The sequence below is a fragment of the Streptomyces cucumeris genome (assembly GCF_024295805.1).
Classification (GTDB): domain Bacteria; phylum Actinomycetota; class Actinomycetes; order Streptomycetales; family Streptomycetaceae; genus Streptomyces; species Streptomyces cucumeris.
The window spans coordinates 1-15,940 of the sequence record NZ_JANCLX010000017.1 but is presented as its reverse complement, the minus strand read 5'-3'; the positions used below and the strand labels follow the sequence as shown (position 1 = coordinate 15,940).

Genomic DNA, 15,940 nt, shown 5'->3' with positions numbered 1-15,940 from the left:
CCGGACGGCGCTGCTCGCGCTCGCCCTGGCCATGGCCCTGGCCACGGCCTCCTGCGCGGACGGGACGGAGGAGCCGGAGGCCGAGGGCGTTCCCACCACCACGCTGTGCGGATCCTCCCTCGACGCGGACGCCCGGAGGGCTCTGGACCGGCTGAGCGGGAAGTCGGCCCTGCGGGAGCGGAAAGGGGTGCCCTTCGACCGGGCCGTCCCGCGTCTGCGCCGCCGGGCGGACGTGCCGACGACCCGCACCGAGCTGTGCCGGGTGCACCGTCCGGCGGACGATGCGGCCGACGCCCTGTTCACCGTCGAGTTCGTGCACGTCGACGCGCTGATGGACTGGCCGGACCGGCTGCCCGCGGACGGTGAGTCCTATCACGTGGGCATGTACGGCTCATCGAGCGGGCGCGGGGCGGAGATCGTCTTCCCCTGCACCGAGGGGCTGCACCGGAACGGCCCGCCGTTCCTGATGGGCGCCCTGTCGCTGCCGGGCTTCCACCGCCCGGAGGGGGCCGCGGGCCGCTCGGACCTGCCCGCGGCCGAGCAGGGCCGCGCCGCGATGACCATCCTCCGCTCGGTGGCCCGGGCCCTGGCCGCGAAGCTGGGCTGCGCCGCGGAGGCCGGGATTCCGGTGGACGGTGCGAAGCCGCAGCCGCCGACCGCGTACCGTGAGCCCTCGCACCCCCTGAAGGACTGGCGCTGGTGGTGGCGGCACCGGGCGTGACAGGGGCGCGGGGCGCCGGGTTTGGGCGCTCCCGCGCAGGGGGTATGCTCTCCGGCTCCTGATTGGCGTCCGAAGCAGCCGTTATGGCACACTAGCCAGGTTGCTCGGTTGAGTGCCGATGCTGCGCGCCTCCCGCCGGGAGGACTGGAAGCGAGTCCCGCAGTACTCGTCGTCCCTGCTCAGGGGCGGAAGTACGGGAATCTTCCGGGAAGTGTCAGCGGGGCCCCAGCCAGGCGCCCGGTGGGTGACTTTCTCCCCCAGCAAACCCCTTCACCAGGGATCTCTTCTGTGGAGATCTACGAGAAGGGGCGCGACACGCCCGACCGCGTGGGTCGGAAGTGGGAGGGGCGGAAGCCGCGTACTCGACCGGGTCCCAGAGCGTTACGAGAGACAGGACTACGAAGTAGCCATGGCGGGACAGAAGATCCGCATCCGGCTCAAGGCCTACGACCACGAGGTCATCGACTCCTCGGCGAAGAAGATCGTCGAGACGGTGACCCGCACTGGTGCGTCGGTCGCGGGCCCGGTGCCGCTGCCCACAGAGAAGAACGTGTACTGCGTCATCAAGTCGCCGCACAAGTACAAGGACTCGCGCGAGCACTTCGAGATGCGTACGCACAAGCGCCTCATCGACATCCTCGACCCCACGCCGAAGACCGTCGACTCGCTCATGCGTCTCGACCTGCCGGCGGGCGTCGACATCGAGATCAAGCTCTGAGGTGACGCGCGAGATGGCTAAGCAGATCAAGGGCGTCCTGGGCGAGAAGCTCGGCATGACGCAGGTGTGGGACGAGAACAACCGTGTCGTCCCGGTCACCGTCGTCAAGGCCGGTCCCTGCGTCGTGACCCAGGTCCGTACCGACGACGCCGACGGCTACGACGCCGTCCAGATCGCCTTCGGCGAGATCGACCCGCGCAAGGTGAACAAGCCCCTCAAGGGCCACTTCGCCAAGGCCGACGTCACCCCGCGCCGCCACCTGGTGGAGCTGCGTACCGCTGACGCCAGCGAGTACACGCTCGGCCAGGAGGTCACCGCCGAGGTGTTCGAGTCCGGTGTGAAGGTCGATGTGACCGGCACCAGCAAGGGCAAGGGCACCGCCGGTGTCATGAAGCGCCACGGCTTCGCCGGCCTCGGCGCCGGCCACGGCACCCAGCGCAAGCACCGCTCGCCGGGCTCCATCGGTGGCTGCGCCACCCCGGGCCGCGTGTTCAAGGGCCTGCGCATGGCCGGCCGCATGGGCAACGAGCGGGTCACCACCCAGAACCTGACCGTCCACGCCGTTGACGCGGAGAAGGGTCTGCTCCTGATCAAGGGAGCGGTTCCTGGTCCGAACGGCGGCCTCGTCCTGGTCCGTACCGCGGCCAAGGGGGCCTGAGGTAACCGATGAGCACCATTGACATCCTTTCGCCGGCTGGCGACAAGGCCGGGACCGTCGAGCTCCCCGCGGAGATCTTCGACGCGCAGGTCAGCATCCCGCTGATCCACCAGGTCGTCGTCGCACAGCTGGCCGCTGCCCGACAGGGCACGCACAAGACCAAGACCCGCGGCGAGGTCCGTGGCGGTGGCAAGAAGCCGTACCGCCAGAAGGGCACCGGCCGCGCCCGCCAGGGTTCGACCCGCGCGCCGCAGTTCGCCGGCGGTGGCGTCGTGCACGGTCCCGTGCCGCGCGACTACAGCCAGCGCACCCCGAAGAAGATGAAGGCCGCCGCCCTGCGCGGTGCCCTCTCCGACCGGGCGCGCCACAGCCGCATCCACGTGGTGTCCGGCGTGGTCGACGGCGACGTCTCCACGAAGGCCGCGAAGGTCCTGCTGGGCAAGATCAGCGAGCGCAAGAACGTGCTCCTGGTCGCCGAGCGGAGCGACGAGACCGCGTGGCTGTCCGCCCGCAACCTGCCCCAGGTGCACCTCCTGGAGCCGGGCCAGCTGAACACGTACGACGTGCTCGTCTCCGACGACGTGGTCTTCACCAAGGCCGCCTTCGAGTCCTTCGTGGCTGGTCCCAAGGCCGCTGAGAAGACCGAAGGGAGCGCCGCCTGATGAGTGAGGCGACCGCTGTCACCAGCAAGACCTTCACGGACCCCCGCGACGTTCTCGTCAAGCCGGTGGTCTCGGAGAAGAGCTACGCGCTGCTCGACGAGAACAAGTACACGTTCATCGTCGCGCCCGGCGCCAACAAGACCCAGATCAAGCAGGCCGTCGAGACGGTCTTCTCGGTCAAGGTCACCGGGGTCAACACGATCAACCGGCAGGGTAAGCGCAAGCGGACCAAGACCGGCTACGGCAAGCGCAAGGACACCAAGCGCGCCATCGTGACCCTCGCCGAGGGCGACCGCATCGACATCTTCGGCGGCCCGGTCTCCTAACGGAGATCGGAACGTCCAGAAGTCCGGAATATTCCGAGGACTGAGAAATGGGTATCCGCAAGTACAAGCCGACGACCCCGGGCCGTCGTGGCTCCAGCGTCGCCGACTTCGTCGAGATCACGCGGTCCACGCCGGAGAAGTCGCTGGTCCGCCCGCTGCACAGCAAGGGTGGTCGTAACAACGCCGGCCGCATCACGGTCCGCCACCAGGGTGGCGGTCACAAGCGTGCGTACCGCGTGATCGACTTCCGCCGTCACGACAAGGACGGCGTCCCGGCGAAGGTCGCGCACATCGAGTACGACCCCAACCGCACCGCGCGCATCGCGCTGCTGCACTACGCCGACGGCGAGAAGCGCTACATCATCGCGCCGCGCGGCCTGTCGCAGGGCGACCGGATCGAGAACGGCCCCGGTGCCGACATCAAGCCCGGTAACAACCTGGCGCTGCGCAACATCCCGGTTGGTACCACGATCCACGCCATCGAGCTGCGGCCCGGCGGCGGCGCGAAGTTCGCCCGCTCCGCGGGTGCCTCCGTGCAGCTGCTGGCGAAGGAGGGCTCCATGGCCCACCTTCGTATGCCGTCCGGTGAGATCCGCCTGGTCGACGTCCGCTGCCGCGCCACTGTGGGCGAGGTCGGCAACGCCGAGCAGTCGAACATCAACTGGGGCAAGGCCGGCCGCATGCGCTGGAAGGGCGTCCGCCCGACCGTTCGTGGTGTGGTCATGAACCCTGTCGACCACCCGCACGGTGGTGGTGAGGGCAAGACCTCCGGTGGTCGCCACCCGGTCTCGCCGTGGGGTCAGAAGGAGGGCCGTACGCGCTCGCCGAAGAAGGCCAGCAACAAGTACATCGTCCGCCGCCGCAAGACGAACAAGAAGCGCTAGGAGCGGGTTTAGATGCCGCGCAGTCTCAAGAAGGGGCCCTTCGTCGACGACCACCTGATCAAGAAGGTGGATGTCCAGAACGAAGCCGGCACCAAGAACGTCATCAAGACCTGGTCCCGCCGCTCGATGATCGTCCCGGCCATGCTCGGCCACACGATCGCGGTGCACGACGGCCGTAAGCACGTCCCGGTGTTCGTCTCCGAGTCGATGGTCGGCCACAAGCTCGGCGAGTTCGCGCCGACCCGCACCTTCCGCGGCCACGAGAAGGACGACCGCAAGTCGCGTCGTCGCTGATCGGCGGAGTGCGAAGACTATGACTGACACCGAAGGGACAACCATGGAAGCCAGGGCCCAGGCGCGGTACATCCGCGTCACGCCCATGAAGGCCCGCCGCGTGGTGGACCTCATCCGTGGCATGGGCGCCACGGAGGCCCAGGCGGTCCTGCGCTTTGCCCCGCAGGCCGCGAGCGTGCCCGTCGGCAAGGTGCTGGACAGCGCCATTGCCAACGCTGCACACAACTACGACCACACCGACGCCGACAGCCTCGTCATCTCCGAGGCCTATGTCGACGAGGGCCCGACCCTGAAGCGGTTCCGTCCGCGCGCCCAGGGCCGCGCCTACCGGATCCGCAAGCGGACCAGCCACATCACCGTGGTCGTCAGCAGCAAGGAAGGAACCCGGTAATGGGCCAGAAGGTTAACCCGCACGGGTTCCGGCTCGGCATCACCACGGACTTCAAGTCCCGCTGGTACGCCGACAAGCTGTACAAGGACTACGTCAAGGAAGACGTCGCCATCCGCCGGATGATGACGAAGGGCATGGAGCGCGCCGGTATCTCCAAGGTGGAGATCGAGCGCACCCGTGACCGCGTCCGCGTCGACATCCACACCGCCCGGCCGGGCATCGTCATCGGCCGCCGCGGCGCGGAGGCCGACCGTATCCGCGGCGAGCTGGAGAAGCTCACCGGCAAGCAGGTGCAGCTGAACATCCTCGAGGTCAAGAACCCCGAGACCGATGCTCAGCTGGTCGCGCAGGCCGTCGCCGAGCAGCTCTCCTCCCGCGTCTCCTTCCGTCGTGCCATGCGTAAGAGCATGCAGTCCACGATGAAGGCCGGTGCCAAGGGCATCAAGATCCAGTGTGGTGGCCGTCTCGGCGGTGCCGAGATGTCGCGTTCGGAGTTCTACCGCGAGGGCCGTGTGCCCCTGCACACGCTCCGCGCCAACGTCGACTACGGCTTCTTCGAGGCCAAGACCACCTTCGGCCGCATCGGCGTCAAGGTGTGGATCTACAAGGGCGATGTGAAGAACATCGCCGAGGTCCGCGCCGAGAACGCCGCCGCCCGTGCGGGCAACCGCCCGTCGCGTGGTGGCAGCGACCGCCCGCAGCGCCGTGGTGGCGAGCGCGGTGGCCGCGGCCGTAAGCCGCAGCAGCAGCAGAGCGCCCCCGCCGCCGAGGCCCCCAAGGCCGAGGCTGCCGCCGCTCCGGCTGCTGAGAGCACCGGAACGGAGGCCTGACCGACATGCTGATCCCTCGCAGGGTCAAGCACCGCAAGCAGCACCACCCCAAGCGGTCCGGTATGGCCAAGGGCGGTACGGAGCTGGCGTTCGGCGAGTACGGCATCCAGGCCGTCACCCCGGCGTACGTCACCAACCGTCAGATCGAGGCCGCTCGTATCGCGATGACCCGCCACATCAAGCGTGGCGGCAAGGTCTGGATCAACATCTACCCGGACCGTCCGCTGACGAAGAAGCCTGCTGAGACCCGCATGGGTTCCGGTAAGGGTTCGCCGGAGTGGTGGATCGCGAACGTCAAGCCCGGTCGGGTGATGTTCGAGCTGTCCTACCCGAACGAGAAGACTGCGCGTGAGGCGCTCACCCGCGCTGCTCACAAGCTCCCGATGAAGTGCCGGATCGTGCGGCGCGAGGCAGGTGAGTCGTGATGGCGGCCGGTACCAAGGCGTCCGAGCTGCGTGAGCTGAACAACGAGGACCTCGTTGGCAAGCTGCGTGAGGCCAAGGAAGAGCTGTTCAACCTCCGCTTCCAGGCGGCGACCGGACAGCTTGAGAACCACGGCCGGCTGAAGGCCGTCCGCAAGGACATCGCCCGGATCTACACCCTGATGCGGGAGCGCGAGCTCGGCATCGAGACGGTGGAGAGCGCCTGATGAGCGAGACGAATGTGACTGAGAACGCAACGCAGAAGCGCGGATTCCGCAAGACCCGTGAGGGTCTGGTCGTCAGCGACAAGATGGACAAGACCGTCGTCGTCGCCGTCGAGGACCGCGTCAAGCACGCGCTGTACGGCAAGGTCATCCGCCGTACCAACAAGCTCAAGGCCCACGACGAGCAGAACGCCGCGGGTGTCGGCGACCGCGTCCTCCTCATGGAGACCCGGCCGCTGTCCGCGACCAAGCGCTGGCGCGTCGTCGAGATCCTCGAGAAGGCCAAGTAATTCCTGAAGGCAACAGCCTTCTGGACAGTTCCGCCAGGCTCGGCAGGGGCTCGGTACATCGAGCCCCTGCCGGGAACCGGCAGACGATCAGGAGATAGACGTGATCCAGCAGGAGTCGCGACTGCGCGTCGCCGACAACACGGGCGCGAAGGAAATCCTTTGCATCCGTGTTCTCGGTGGCTCCGGTCGCCGCTACGCGGGCATCGGTGACGTCATCGTCGCCACCGTCAAGGACGCGATCCCCGGTGGCAACGTGAAGAAGGGTGACGTCGTCAAGGCGGTCATCGTGCGCACCGTCAAGGAGCGCCGCCGCCCGGACGGTTCGTACATCCGCTTCGACGAGAACGCGGCCGTCATCCTCAAGAACGATGGCGACCCCCGCGGCACCCGTATCTTCGGCCCCGTGGGCCGTGAGCTGCGCGAGAAGAAGTTCATGAAGATCATCTCGCTCGCGCCGGAGGTGCTGTAACCGATGAAGATCAAGAAGGGCGACCTGGTCCAGGTCATCACCGGTAAGGACAAGGGCAAGCAGGGCAAGGTCATCGCGGCCTTCCCCCGTGAGGACCGCGTCCTGGTCGAGGGTGTCAACCGGGTCAAGAAGCACACCAAGGCCGGACAGACCGCTCGTGGGTCGAAGACCGGCGGCATCGTGACGACCGAGGCCCCGATCCACGTGAGCAATGTGCAGCTCGTGGTGGAGAAGGACGGCAACAAGGTCGTCACCCGCGTCGGGTACCGCTTCGACGACGAGGGCAACAAGATCCGCGTTGCCAAGCGGACCGGTGAGGACATCTGATGACTGCCACCACCAGTGCACCGCGTCTCAAGACGCGCTACCGCGAAGAGATCCAGGGCAAGCTGCGTGAGCAGTTCTCCTACGAGAACGTCATGCAGATCCCGGGTCTGACCAAGGTCGTGGTCAACATGGGTGTGGGCGACGCCGCCCGCGACTCCAAGCTGATCGAGGGCGCCATCCGCGACCTCACCACGATCACCGGCCAGAAGCCGGCCGTGACCAAGGCCCGTAAGTCCATCGCGCAGTTCAAGCTGCGTGAGGGCCAGCCGATCGGTGCCCACGTCACCCTCCGTGGTGACCGCATGTGGGAGTTCCTGGACCGCCTGGTGTCGCTCGCGCTGCCGCGCATCCGCGACTTCCGTGGTCTGTCGCCGAAGCAGTTCGACGGCCGGGGCAACTACACCTTCGGTCTCACGGAGCAGGTCATGTTCCACGAGATCGACCAGGACAAGATCGACCGCGTCCGGGGTATGGACATCACCGTGGTCACCACGGCGACCAACGACGAAGAGGGCCGGGCCCTGCTGCGTCACCTCGGCTTCCCGTTCAAGGAGGCGTGAGCCGTGGCGAAGAAGGCTCTTATTGCCAAGGCCGCCCGCAAGCCCAAGTTCGGCGTGCGTGGTTACACGCGCTGCCAGCGCTGCGGTCGTCCGCACTCCGTCTACCGCAAGTTCGGCCTGTGCCGTGTGTGCCTTCGTGAGATGGCTCACCGCGGCGAGCTGCCGGGCGTGACCAAGAGCTCCTGGTAATCAGCCCATACGGGCTGGTACCGGGCTCTCGGTAAGCAAATGGATGGCGGGCCCCGCTCTTCTTCTCCCGTAGAGTGGAAGGGTTGGGCGCCCGCCGCCCAGAATCGTCTTACTACGCCGTAGGTCCCCGCGCCGCACCCGTGCCCACCGTGAGTGGGTGAGAGGGATGGCGCAGATAGGAAACCCCGGCGAGAGAGGCCGAAGGCCATCATGACCATGACCGATCCGATCGCAGACATGCTGACGCGTCTGCGAAACGCGAACTCGGCGTACCACGACTCCGTCGTGATGCCCCACAGCAAGATCAAGTCGCACATCGCGGAGATCCTCCAGCAGGAGGGCTACATCACCGGCTGGAAGGTCGAGGACGCCGAGGTCGGCAAGAGCCTCACCCTCGAGCTGAAGTTCGGCCCGAACCGTGAGCGCTCGATCGCCGGCATCAAGCGGATTTCGAAGCCGGGCCTGCGGGTCTACGCAAAGTCCACCAACCTGCCGAAGGTGCTCGGCGGCCTGGGCGTGGCGATCATCTCCACGTCGCACGGGCTCCTCACCGACAAGCAGGCCGGCAAGAAGGGCGTGGGTGGGGAAGTCCTCGCCTACGTCTGGTAACAGGGAACGGAGGAACAGGTCAATGTCGCGCATTGGCAAGCTGCCCATCCAGGTTCCCGCTGGTGTGGACGTCACCATCGATGGCCGCACGGTCGCCGTGAAGGGTCCCAAGGGCTCTCTCTCGCACACCGTCGCCGCGCCGATCGAGGTCGCCAAGGGTGAGGACAACAACCTCGTTGTCACCCGCCCGAACGACGAGCGTCAGAACAAGGCCCTGCACGGCCTGTCCCGCACGCTGGTGGCGAACATGATCACCGGCGTGACCCAGGGATACAGCAAGGCGCTCGAGATCAGCGGTGTCGGCTACCGAGTCCAGGCGAAGGGCTCCAACCTGGAGTTCGCGCTGGGCTACAGCCACCCGATCCTGGTCGAGGCCCCGGAGGGCATCACCTTCAAGGTGGAGTCCCCCACCAAGCTCAGCGTCGAGGGCATCGACAAGCAGAAGGTCGGCGAGGTCGCCGCGAACATCCGCAAGCTGCGCCGCCCGGACCCGTACAAGGCCAAGGGCGTCAAGTACGCGGGCGAGGTCATCCGCCGCAAGGTCGGAAAGGCTGGTAAGTAAAGCCATGGCATACGGTGTGAAGATCGCCAAGGGCAACGCCCGCAAGGCCGCCGCCGTCAAGCGCCGCCACATCCGCGTCCGCAAGCGGATCTCCGGTACGCCGGAGCGTCCCCGCCTGGTCGTGACGCGGTCCAACCGTCACATGGTGGCTCAGGTCATCGACGACATCGCCGGCCACACGCTGGCCTCCGCGTCGACCCTGGACACCTCCATCCGTGGCGGCGAGGGCGACAAGAGCGCACAGGCACAGCAGGTCGGCGCCTTGGTTGCCGAGCGGGCGAAGGCCGCCGGCGTCGAGGCCGTGGTGTTCGACCGCGGTGGCAACCAGTACGCCGGGCGGATCGCCGCTCTGGCGGACGCCGCCCGCGAGGCCGGGCTGAAGTTCTGAGCCCCGGTTCCGGAGCTAGCGGACGTAAACGAGAGAGGTAAATCCAATGGCTGGACCCCAGCGCCGCGGTGGCGGCGCCGGTGGCGGCGAGCGGCGGGACCGGAAGGACCGGCGGGACGGCGGCGCAGCTGCCGAGAAGACCGCTTACGTCGAGCGCGTTGTCGCGATCAACCGCGTCGCCAAGGTTGTGAAGGGTGGTCGTCGCTTCAGCTTCACCGCGCTGGTCGTGGTGGGCGACGGTGACGGCACCGTGGGTGTCGGTTACGGGAAGGCCAAGGAGGTGCCGGCCGCCATCGCCAAGGGTGTGGAGGAGGCCAAGAAGCACTTCTTCAAGGTCCCCCGGATCCAGGGCACCATCCCGCACCCCATTCAGGGCGAGAAGGCCGCGGGCGTCGTGCTGCTCAAGCCGGCGTCCCCCGGTACCGGTGTGATCGCCGGTGGCCCGGTGCGCGCCGTGCTGGAGTGCGCGGGCATCCACGACGTGCTCAGCAAGTCGCTCGGTTCGTCGAACCCGATCAACATCGTGCACGCCACGGTGACGGCCCTCCAGGGACTTCAGCGTCCCGAGGAGATCGCCGCCCGTCGTGGTCTGCCGCTCGAGGACGTCGCCCCCGCCGCTCTGCTGCGGGCGCGTGCTGGGGTGGGTGCGTGAGCATGGCCCGCCTGAAGATCACGCAGACGAAGTCCTACATCGGCAGCAAGCAGAACCACCGCGACACCCTGCGTTCGCTCGGGCTGAAGAAGCTCGGCGACGTGGTTGTCAAGGAGGACCGCCCCGAGTTCCGCGGCATGGCGACCACCGTGCGGCACCTCGTGACGGTCGAGGAGGTCGACTGACATGGCGGAGAACAACCCGCTGAAGGTCCACAACCTCCGGCCCGCCCCGGGCGCCAAGACCGCCAAGACCCGTGTCGGTCGTGGTGAGGCGTCCAAGGGTAAGACCGCTGGTCGTGGCACCAAGGGCACCAAGGCCCGCTACCAGGTTCCGGAGCGCTTCGAGGGTGGGCAGATGCCCCTCCACATGCGCCTCCCGAAGCTCAAGGGCTTCAAGAACCCGTTCCGCACCGAGTACCAGGTCGTGAACCTGGACAAGCTGGCCGCGCTCTACCCGCAGGGTGGCGAGGTCACGGTGGCCGATCTGGTCGCCAAGGGTGCGGTTCGCAAGAACCAGCTCGTCAAGGTGCTGGGCACCGGTGAGCTCTCCGTGGCACTCCAGGTGACGGTCGACGCCGTCTCCGGTTCCGCCAAGGAGAAGATCGCCGCTGCCGGTGGCACTGTCACCGAGCTCGTCTGAGCACGGTGCACAACTGGCCGGGGATGCCCCAGTTCTGGGGCATCCCCGGTTGGTCGTTCCAAGGGGAGCCAGGTCGCCGGTAAGGTGGCGTGCGTTGTTACCGTCCGCGCGGTACGTCTTCGTGCGGGTCCTGGCTGATAAGTATTCGTCGATCCTCAAGACCGTCACCTCTCGCGCATGCACGCGGGGGGCGCAGGAGGCACCGTGCTCACCGCGTTCGCCCGAGCGTTCAAGACGCCCGACCTGCGCAAGAAGCTGCTGTTCACGCTGGGCATCATCGTGCTGTTCCGGCTCGGGCAACATGTCCCGCTGCCGGGCATCGAATACAAGAACGTCCAGACGTGTATGGACCTGGCCAAGGGCCAGCAGGGTCTCTTCGGCCTGGTCAACATGCTCAGCGGCGGCGCGCTGCTTCAGATCACCATCTTCGCGCTCGGGATCATGCCGTACATCACGGCGAGCATCATCCTGCAGCTGCTGACCGTGGTGATCCCGCGTCTCGAGGCCCTCAAGAAGGAGGGTCAGTCCGGTCAGGCGAAGATCACGCAGTACACCCGGTACCTGACCGTGGCCCTCGCCGTCCTCCAGGGCACCGGACTGGTGGCCACCGCCCGCAGCGGCCAGCTCTTCCAGAGCTGCCCGGTCGGCAACCAGATCGTCCGGGACGACACGATCTTCACCACGGCCGTGATGGTCATCACCATGACCGCCGGTACCGCGCTGATCATGTGGCTCGGTGAGCTGATCACCGACCGCGGCATCGGTAACGGTATGTCGATCCTGATGTTCATCTCGATCGCCGCGGCCTTCCCCGGCTCCATGTGGGCCATCAAGCAGCAGGGCAAGATCCTCGGCGGCTGGCTGGAGTTCAGCCTCGTCATCGCCTGTGGTCTGGCCATGGTCGGCCTGGTGGTCTTCGTCGAGCAGGCCCAGCGCCGGATCCCGGTGCAGTACGCCAAGCGCATGATCGGCCGTCGCTCGTACGGCGGTACGTCCACCTACATCCCGGTGAAGGTCAACCAGGCGGGCGTGGTCCCCGTGATCTTCGCCTCATCGCTGCTCTACATCCCGGCGCTTATCGTTCAGTTCAGCAATTCCAAAGCGGGCTGGGCGACCTGGATCTCGCAGAACTTCGTCAAGGGCAACCACCCCGCTTACATCGCCACGTACTTCCTGCTGATCGTCTTCTTCGCCTTCTTCTACGTCGCCATCAGCTTCAACCCCGAAGAAGTTGCCGACAACATGAAGAAGTATGGTGGGTTCATCCCGGGTATTCGGGCTGGTCGTCCCACTGCGGAGTACCTGAGCTACGTGCTGAATCGCATCACGTGGCCCGGTGCGCTCTACCTGGGGTTGATCGCCCTCGTGCCCACGGTGGCACTCGTGACGCTCGACGCAAATCAGAACTTCCCGTTCGGCGGCACGAGCATCCTGATCATCGTGGGTGTCGGCCTGGAGACCGTGAAGCAGATCGAGAGCCAGCTTCAGCAGCGACACTACGAAGGGTTCCTCCGCTGATGCGAATCGTCCTCGTCGGGCCCCCTGGAGCCGGCAAGGGTACGCAGGCTGCGTACCTCGCCGAGAACCTGTCGATCCCGCACATCTCCACGGGCGACCTCTTCCGCGCCAACATCAGCCAGGGCACACCGCTCGGCAAGCAGGCGCAGGAGTACATGCGGGCCGGGCAGCTGGTCCCCGACGAGGTCACCATCGGCATGGCCGAGGACCGGATGAACCAGGCGGACGCCGCGGGCGGCTTCCTGCTCGACGGTTTCCCCCGGAACCTGGCCCAGGCCGAGGCCCTGGACGGCTTCCTGCGTGAGCACGACCTCTCGGTGGACGCGGTGCTGGACCTGGAGGTCCCCGAGGACGAGGTGGTCAAGCGCATCGCCGGCCGCCGGACCTGCCGCAACGACAGCGCGCACACCTTCCATGTGGAGTACAAGAAGCCCCAGGCCGAGGGCGTCTGCGACGAGTGCGGCGGTGAGCTGTACCAGCGCGAGGACGACAGCGAGGAGACGGTCCGCAAGCGGTTGGAGGTCTACCACCGCGAGACGGAGCCGATCATCGACTACTACAAGTCCAAGGGCCTGGTCGTGACGATCTCGGCGCTCGGCAAGGTCAACGAGGTCACCCAGCGGGCCATGGACGCCCTGGCCGCCAAGGCGGCCTGAGCAAGCGGTGCCGGTCACGGCCGCGACGCCCCCAGGGCGTCGCGGCCGTACTGTTGCAGAGACGACGGAAACGCGGAAGGCAGGACGATGGTGGAGATCAAGACCCCCGAGCAGATCGCGAAGATGCGTGAGGCGGGGCTGGTCGTCGCCGCCATCCACCGGGCGACGCGGGAGGCCGCCGTCCCCGGTGCCTCCACCAAGGACCTCGACGACGTCGCCCGCAAGGTGATCGCCGACCACGGCGCCAAGTCGAACTTCCTGGGCTACGGCGGGTTCCCCGCCACCATCTGCACCTCGGTGAACGACATCGTGGTGCATGGCATCCCGGACCGCGAGACCGTGCTCAAGGACGGTGATCTGCTCTCCATCGACGCGGGCGCGATCATCGACGGCTGGCACGGCGACGCCGCCCTCACCGTCTTCGTCGGCGAGGGCCACGCCCCGGAGCTGCATGAGCTCAGCCGGGTCACCGAGGAGTCGATGTGGGCCGGGATCGCCGCGGTCGCCAAGGGCAACCGGCTGATCGACATCTCCAAGGCGATCGAGGGCTACATCCGGCGCCAGCCGCGTCCCGCCTCCGGTAAGTACGGGATCATCGAGGACTACGGCGGCCACGGCATCGGCAGCCAGATGCACATGGACCCGCATCTGCTGAACTACGTCTCCCGTAAGCGCGGCAAGGGACCGAAGCTGGTGCCCGGCTTCTGTATCGCGATCGAGCCCATGGTGAGCCTGGGCACCGCGAAGACGCATGTGCTGGCCGACGACTGGACCGTCAAGACCGACGACGGCACCTGGTCCAGCCACTGGGAGCACTCGGTCGCGCTGACCGAGGAGGGTCCGCTGGTGCTGACCGCCGTGGACGGCGGCAAGGCCAAGCTGGCCACGCTGGGCGTCGAGACCGCCCCGGACCCGCTGGCCTAGGGCCCCAACGCTCCCGCGCGCCCCTCCCCGTGGGCGTGAACCCCGGCATAAAGATCTCAGGATCCGGGCATGCTGCCCCGGATTCGTGTTTCGGGATGCGCTGACGTAGACTGACACGTCGGCTCACGCATGCCCTCCCGCATGTCGCGAGCCGATCAAGGTAGCCGATCCCGAAAGCAGGACATGGCCAAGAAGCAAGGCGCCATCGAAATCGAGGGCACCGTGATCGAGTCTCTGCCGAACGCGATGTTCAAGGTGGAGCTCCAGAACGGTCACAAGGTCCTCGCGCACATCAGCGGCAAGATGCGCATGCACTACATCCGCATCCTGCCCGATGACCGGGTCGTGGTGGAGCTCTCTCCGTACGACCTGACGCGCGGACGGATCGTCTACCGCTACAAGTAGATCTCACGACCCGGAGAACCTCACATCCCATGAAGGTCAAGCCGAGCGTCAAGAAGATCTGCGACAAGTGCAAGGTGATCCGCCGCCACGGCCGGGTCATGGTCATCTGCGACAACCTGCGCCACAAGCAGCGCCAGGGCTGACGCACGCCGGCCGCAGACCTGCATTTCTCGCAGCAATCTTCGCGCGACGTATAACCGTACGTACATACGCAGTCACCCGTTCCCTTTTCTAGGGGGCGACACCCCCGGTCGGAGGCCGGGGACCCGGCCGGCAGGCCGGGAGCGGTGCTGCGGAAGACCTCCGACAACCATCTGGAGCCAGATTCATGGCACGCCTCGCAGGCGTTGACCTCCCGCGCGAAAAGCGCGTCGAGGTCGCCCTCACCTACGTCTTCGGCATCGGTCGTACCCTTGCCCAGCAGACGCTCGCCAACACCGGTGTGAACCCGGACACCCGCGTTCGCGACCTGGCCGAAGAGGACCTGGTCAAGCTCCGCGAGTACGTGGACAACAACTTCAAGACCGAGGGTGACCTCCGTCGCGAGATCCAGGCCGACATCCGCCGCAAGGTCGAGATCGGCTGCTACCAGGGCCTGCGTCACCGCCGCGGCCTGCCGGTCCACGGTCAGCGCACCAGCACCAACGCCCGCACCCGCAAGGGCCCGCGTCGCGCGATCGCCGGTAAGAAGAAGCCGGGCAAGAAGTAGTCCTCACCGGACGCTGCCAAGCGGTCCGAGCTGTAGGACCGACCACCTCCACGGGAGAATTCAGGAATGCCTCCGAAGAGCAGGACGGCCGGCGCCAAGAAGGTGCGCCGCAAGGAAAAGAAGAACGTCGCCCACGGGCACGCTCACATCAAGAGCACGTTCAACAACACGATCGTCTCGATCACCGACCCCACCGGGAACGTGATCTCCTGGGCCTCGGCCGGCCACGTCGGCTTCAAGGGCTCGCGCAAGTCCACTCCGTTCGCCGCGCAGATGGCCGCCGAGTCGGCCGCCCGCCGCGCCCAGGAGCACGGCATGCGCAAGGTCGATGTGTTCGTCAAGGGTCCCGGCTCCGGCCGTGAGACCGCGATCCGCTCGCTCCAGGCCACCGGCCTGGAGGTGGGTTCGATCCAGGACGTCACTCCGACCCCGCACAACGGCTGCCGTCCGCCGAAGCGCCGGCGCGTCTGAGTGTGTACGCCCGCTGACGTAGTCGGGCGGGCGAAACGGGCGGTACGTCGCCGTAAGGCACGTACCGCCCGTACCATTGAAGGGTTCGGCGTCAAATAGCGGGCGCCGGAGACTGGAGGCAAAACCCATGCTGATCGCTCAGCGTCCCTCGTTGACCGAAGAGGTCGTCGACGAGTTCCGCTCCCGGTTCGTGATCGAGCCGCTGGAGCCGGGCTTCGGCTACACCCTCGGAAACTCCCTGCGTCGTACGCTCCTCTCCTCGATCCCCGGTGCGGCGGTCACGTCCATCCGGATCGACGGGGTCCTGCACGAGTTCACCACCGTGCCGGGCGTCAAGGAGGACGTCACCGACCTCATCCTCAACATCAAGCAGCTCGTCGTCTCCTCGGAGCACGACGAGCCGGTTGTGATGTACCTGCGCAAGCAGGGCCCCGGCCTG

At 67.0% G+C, this 15,940-nt stretch carries 29 protein-coding genes and 1 pseudogene; all 30 read left to right on the top strand.

The window, feature by feature from the left end:
• Positions 1 to 31: 31 nt before the first annotated feature.
• Positions 32 to 721: a hypothetical protein gene (locus NMK44_RS23740; protein WP_254746276.1), complete on the top strand. Its 690-nt coding sequence runs from the start codon at positions 32 to 34 to the stop codon at positions 719 to 721.
• A 409-nt stretch (positions 722 to 1,130) separates the two neighbouring features.
• On the top strand, positions 1,131 to 1,439 hold the full coding sequence (gene rpsJ / locus NMK44_RS23735) for a 30S ribosomal protein S10 (protein WP_003948644.1): 309 nt from the start codon (positions 1,131 to 1,133) through the stop codon (positions 1,437 to 1,439).
• A 13-nt stretch (positions 1,440 to 1,452) separates the two neighbouring features.
• On the top strand, positions 1,453 to 2,097 hold the full coding sequence (gene rplC, locus NMK44_RS23730) for a 50S ribosomal protein L3 (RefSeq protein WP_254746274.1): 645 nt from the start codon (positions 1,453 to 1,455) through the stop codon (positions 2,095 to 2,097).
• Positions 2,098 to 2,105: 8 nt separating this feature from the next.
• Positions 2,106 to 2,759 (top strand): 50S ribosomal protein L4, encoded by a 654-nt coding sequence (gene rplD, locus NMK44_RS23725; RefSeq protein ID WP_254746273.1) that lies wholly within the window; start codon positions 2,106 to 2,108, stop codon positions 2,757 to 2,759.
• Positions 2,759 to 3,085: a 50S ribosomal protein L23 gene (gene rplW, locus NMK44_RS23720; RefSeq protein WP_254746271.1), complete on the top strand. Its 327-nt coding sequence runs from the start codon at positions 2,759 to 2,761 to the stop codon at positions 3,083 to 3,085. The genes rplD and rplW overlap by 1 nt, the downstream gene beginning before the upstream one ends.
• Positions 3,086 to 3,132: 47 nt before the next feature.
• The gene (gene rplB, locus NMK44_RS23715) at positions 3,133 to 3,969 is read left to right on the top strand and encodes a 50S ribosomal protein L2 (RefSeq protein ID WP_254746269.1); all 837 of its coding nucleotides are present in this window, start codon (positions 3,133 to 3,135) and stop codon (positions 3,967 to 3,969) included.
• Positions 3,970 to 3,981: 12 nt separating this feature from the next.
• Positions 3,982 to 4,263 (top strand): 30S ribosomal protein S19, encoded by a 282-nt coding sequence (gene rpsS, locus NMK44_RS23710; protein ID WP_009715878.1) that lies wholly within the window; start codon positions 3,982 to 3,984, stop codon positions 4,261 to 4,263.
• 43 nt (positions 4,264 to 4,306) lie between these two features.
• The gene (rplV, locus tag NMK44_RS23705; RefSeq protein ID WP_039938067.1) at positions 4,307 to 4,654 is read left to right on the top strand and encodes a 50S ribosomal protein L22; all 348 of its coding nucleotides are present in this window, start codon (positions 4,307 to 4,309) and stop codon (positions 4,652 to 4,654) included.
• Positions 4,654 to 5,484 (top strand): 30S ribosomal protein S3, encoded by an 831-nt coding sequence (gene rpsC, locus NMK44_RS23700; protein ID WP_254746267.1) that lies wholly within the window; start codon positions 4,654 to 4,656, stop codon positions 5,482 to 5,484. The genes rplV and rpsC overlap by 1 nt, the downstream gene beginning before the upstream one ends.
• Positions 5,485 to 5,489: 5 nt before the next feature.
• On the top strand, positions 5,490 to 5,909 hold the full coding sequence (gene rplP, locus NMK44_RS23695) for a 50S ribosomal protein L16 (RefSeq protein WP_014178774.1): 420 nt from the start codon (positions 5,490 to 5,492) through the stop codon (positions 5,907 to 5,909).
• Positions 5,909 to 6,133, top strand: a complete 225-nt coding sequence (gene rpmC, locus NMK44_RS23690) for a 50S ribosomal protein L29 (RefSeq protein WP_009715874.1) — start codon at positions 5,909 to 5,911, stop codon at positions 6,131 to 6,133. Before rplP ends, rpmC begins: the two co-directional genes overlap by 1 nt.
• Positions 6,133 to 6,420: a 30S ribosomal protein S17 gene (gene rpsQ, locus NMK44_RS23685; RefSeq protein WP_254746265.1), complete on the top strand. Its 288-nt coding sequence runs from the start codon at positions 6,133 to 6,135 to the stop codon at positions 6,418 to 6,420. The genes rpmC and rpsQ overlap by 1 nt, the downstream gene beginning before the upstream one ends.
• Before the next feature lie 100 nt (positions 6,421 to 6,520).
• Positions 6,521 to 6,889, top strand: a complete 369-nt coding sequence (gene rplN / locus NMK44_RS23680; RefSeq protein ID WP_003998823.1) for a 50S ribosomal protein L14 — start codon at positions 6,521 to 6,523, stop codon at positions 6,887 to 6,889.
• A gap of 3 nt (positions 6,890 to 6,892) precedes the next feature.
• Entirely contained in the window at positions 6,893 to 7,216 is a 324-nt protein-coding gene (gene rplX, locus NMK44_RS23675) for a 50S ribosomal protein L24 (protein ID WP_014054173.1), read from the top strand.
• Entirely contained in the window at positions 7,216 to 7,776 is a 561-nt protein-coding gene (gene rplE / locus NMK44_RS23670) for a 50S ribosomal protein L5 (protein WP_254746263.1), read from the top strand. The genes rplX and rplE overlap by 1 nt, the downstream gene beginning before the upstream one ends.
• A gap of 3 nt (positions 7,777 to 7,779) precedes the next feature.
• A complete protein-coding gene (locus NMK44_RS23665; protein WP_003948630.1) occupies positions 7,780 to 7,965 on the top strand; it encodes a type Z 30S ribosomal protein S14 in 186 nt (61 codons plus the stop codon).
• A gap of 210 nt (positions 7,966 to 8,175) precedes the next feature.
• Positions 8,176 to 8,574, top strand: coding sequence for a 30S ribosomal protein S8 (rpsH, locus tag NMK44_RS23660; RefSeq protein ID WP_254746261.1), 399 nt, complete (start codon positions 8,176 to 8,178; stop codon positions 8,572 to 8,574).
• Between the two features lie 22 nt (positions 8,575 to 8,596).
• The gene (gene rplF / locus NMK44_RS23655; protein ID WP_254746259.1) at positions 8,597 to 9,136 is read left to right on the top strand and encodes a 50S ribosomal protein L6; all 540 of its coding nucleotides are present in this window, start codon (positions 8,597 to 8,599) and stop codon (positions 9,134 to 9,136) included.
• A gap of 4 nt (positions 9,137 to 9,140) precedes the next feature.
• Positions 9,141 to 9,524, top strand: coding sequence for a 50S ribosomal protein L18 (gene rplR, locus NMK44_RS23650; RefSeq protein WP_254746257.1), 384 nt, complete (start codon positions 9,141 to 9,143; stop codon positions 9,522 to 9,524).
• 46 nt (positions 9,525 to 9,570) lie between these two features.
• Positions 9,571 to 10,176 (top strand): 30S ribosomal protein S5, encoded by a 606-nt coding sequence (rpsE, locus tag NMK44_RS23645; RefSeq protein WP_254746255.1) that lies wholly within the window; start codon positions 9,571 to 9,573, stop codon positions 10,174 to 10,176.
• 2 nt (positions 10,177 to 10,178) lie between these two features.
• Positions 10,179 to 10,361: a 50S ribosomal protein L30 gene (gene rpmD, locus NMK44_RS23640; RefSeq protein WP_009715866.1), complete on the top strand. Its 183-nt coding sequence runs from the start codon at positions 10,179 to 10,181 to the stop codon at positions 10,359 to 10,361.
• 1 nt (position 10,362) lies between these two features.
• Positions 10,363 to 10,818, top strand: a complete 456-nt coding sequence (gene rplO / locus NMK44_RS23635) for a 50S ribosomal protein L15 (protein WP_254746253.1) — start codon at positions 10,363 to 10,365, stop codon at positions 10,816 to 10,818.
• Between the two features lie 204 nt (positions 10,819 to 11,022).
• Entirely contained in the window at positions 11,023 to 12,336 is a 1,314-nt protein-coding gene (secY, locus tag NMK44_RS23630; protein ID WP_254746251.1) for a preprotein translocase subunit SecY, read from the top strand.
• A complete protein-coding gene (locus tag NMK44_RS23625) occupies positions 12,336 to 12,992 on the top strand; it encodes an adenylate kinase (RefSeq protein ID WP_254746249.1) in 657 nt (218 codons plus the stop codon). Before secY ends, NMK44_RS23625 begins: the two co-directional genes overlap by 1 nt.
• Positions 12,993 to 13,079: 87 nt before the next feature.
• On the top strand, positions 13,080 to 13,916 hold the full coding sequence (map, locus tag NMK44_RS23620) for a type I methionyl aminopeptidase (protein ID WP_254746247.1): 837 nt from the start codon (positions 13,080 to 13,082) through the stop codon (positions 13,914 to 13,916).
• Between the two features lie 183 nt (positions 13,917 to 14,099).
• Positions 14,100 to 14,321 (top strand): translation initiation factor IF-1, encoded by a 222-nt coding sequence (infA, locus tag NMK44_RS23615; RefSeq protein WP_003956442.1) that lies wholly within the window; start codon positions 14,100 to 14,102, stop codon positions 14,319 to 14,321.
• A gap of 29 nt (positions 14,322 to 14,350) precedes the next feature.
• Positions 14,351 to 14,464 (top strand): 50S ribosomal protein L36, encoded by a 114-nt coding sequence (gene rpmJ, locus NMK44_RS23610; RefSeq protein ID WP_003956441.1) that lies wholly within the window; start codon positions 14,351 to 14,353, stop codon positions 14,462 to 14,464.
• 185 nt (positions 14,465 to 14,649) lie between these two features.
• Positions 14,650 to 15,030, top strand: a complete 381-nt coding sequence (gene rpsM, locus NMK44_RS23605) for a 30S ribosomal protein S13 (RefSeq protein WP_254746245.1) — start codon at positions 14,650 to 14,652, stop codon at positions 15,028 to 15,030.
• A 66-nt stretch (positions 15,031 to 15,096) separates the two neighbouring features.
• Positions 15,097 to 15,501 carry a 30S ribosomal protein S11 gene (gene rpsK, locus NMK44_RS23600; RefSeq protein ID WP_009715860.1) on the top strand — a complete coding sequence of 135 codons (405 nt, stop codon included), beginning with the start codon at positions 15,097 to 15,099 and terminating at the stop codon, positions 15,499 to 15,501.
• A 127-nt stretch (positions 15,502 to 15,628) separates the two neighbouring features.
• Positions 15,629 to 15,940 (top strand): annotated as a pseudogene (locus NMK44_RS23595) (DNA-directed RNA polymerase subunit alpha); the annotation flags it as partial.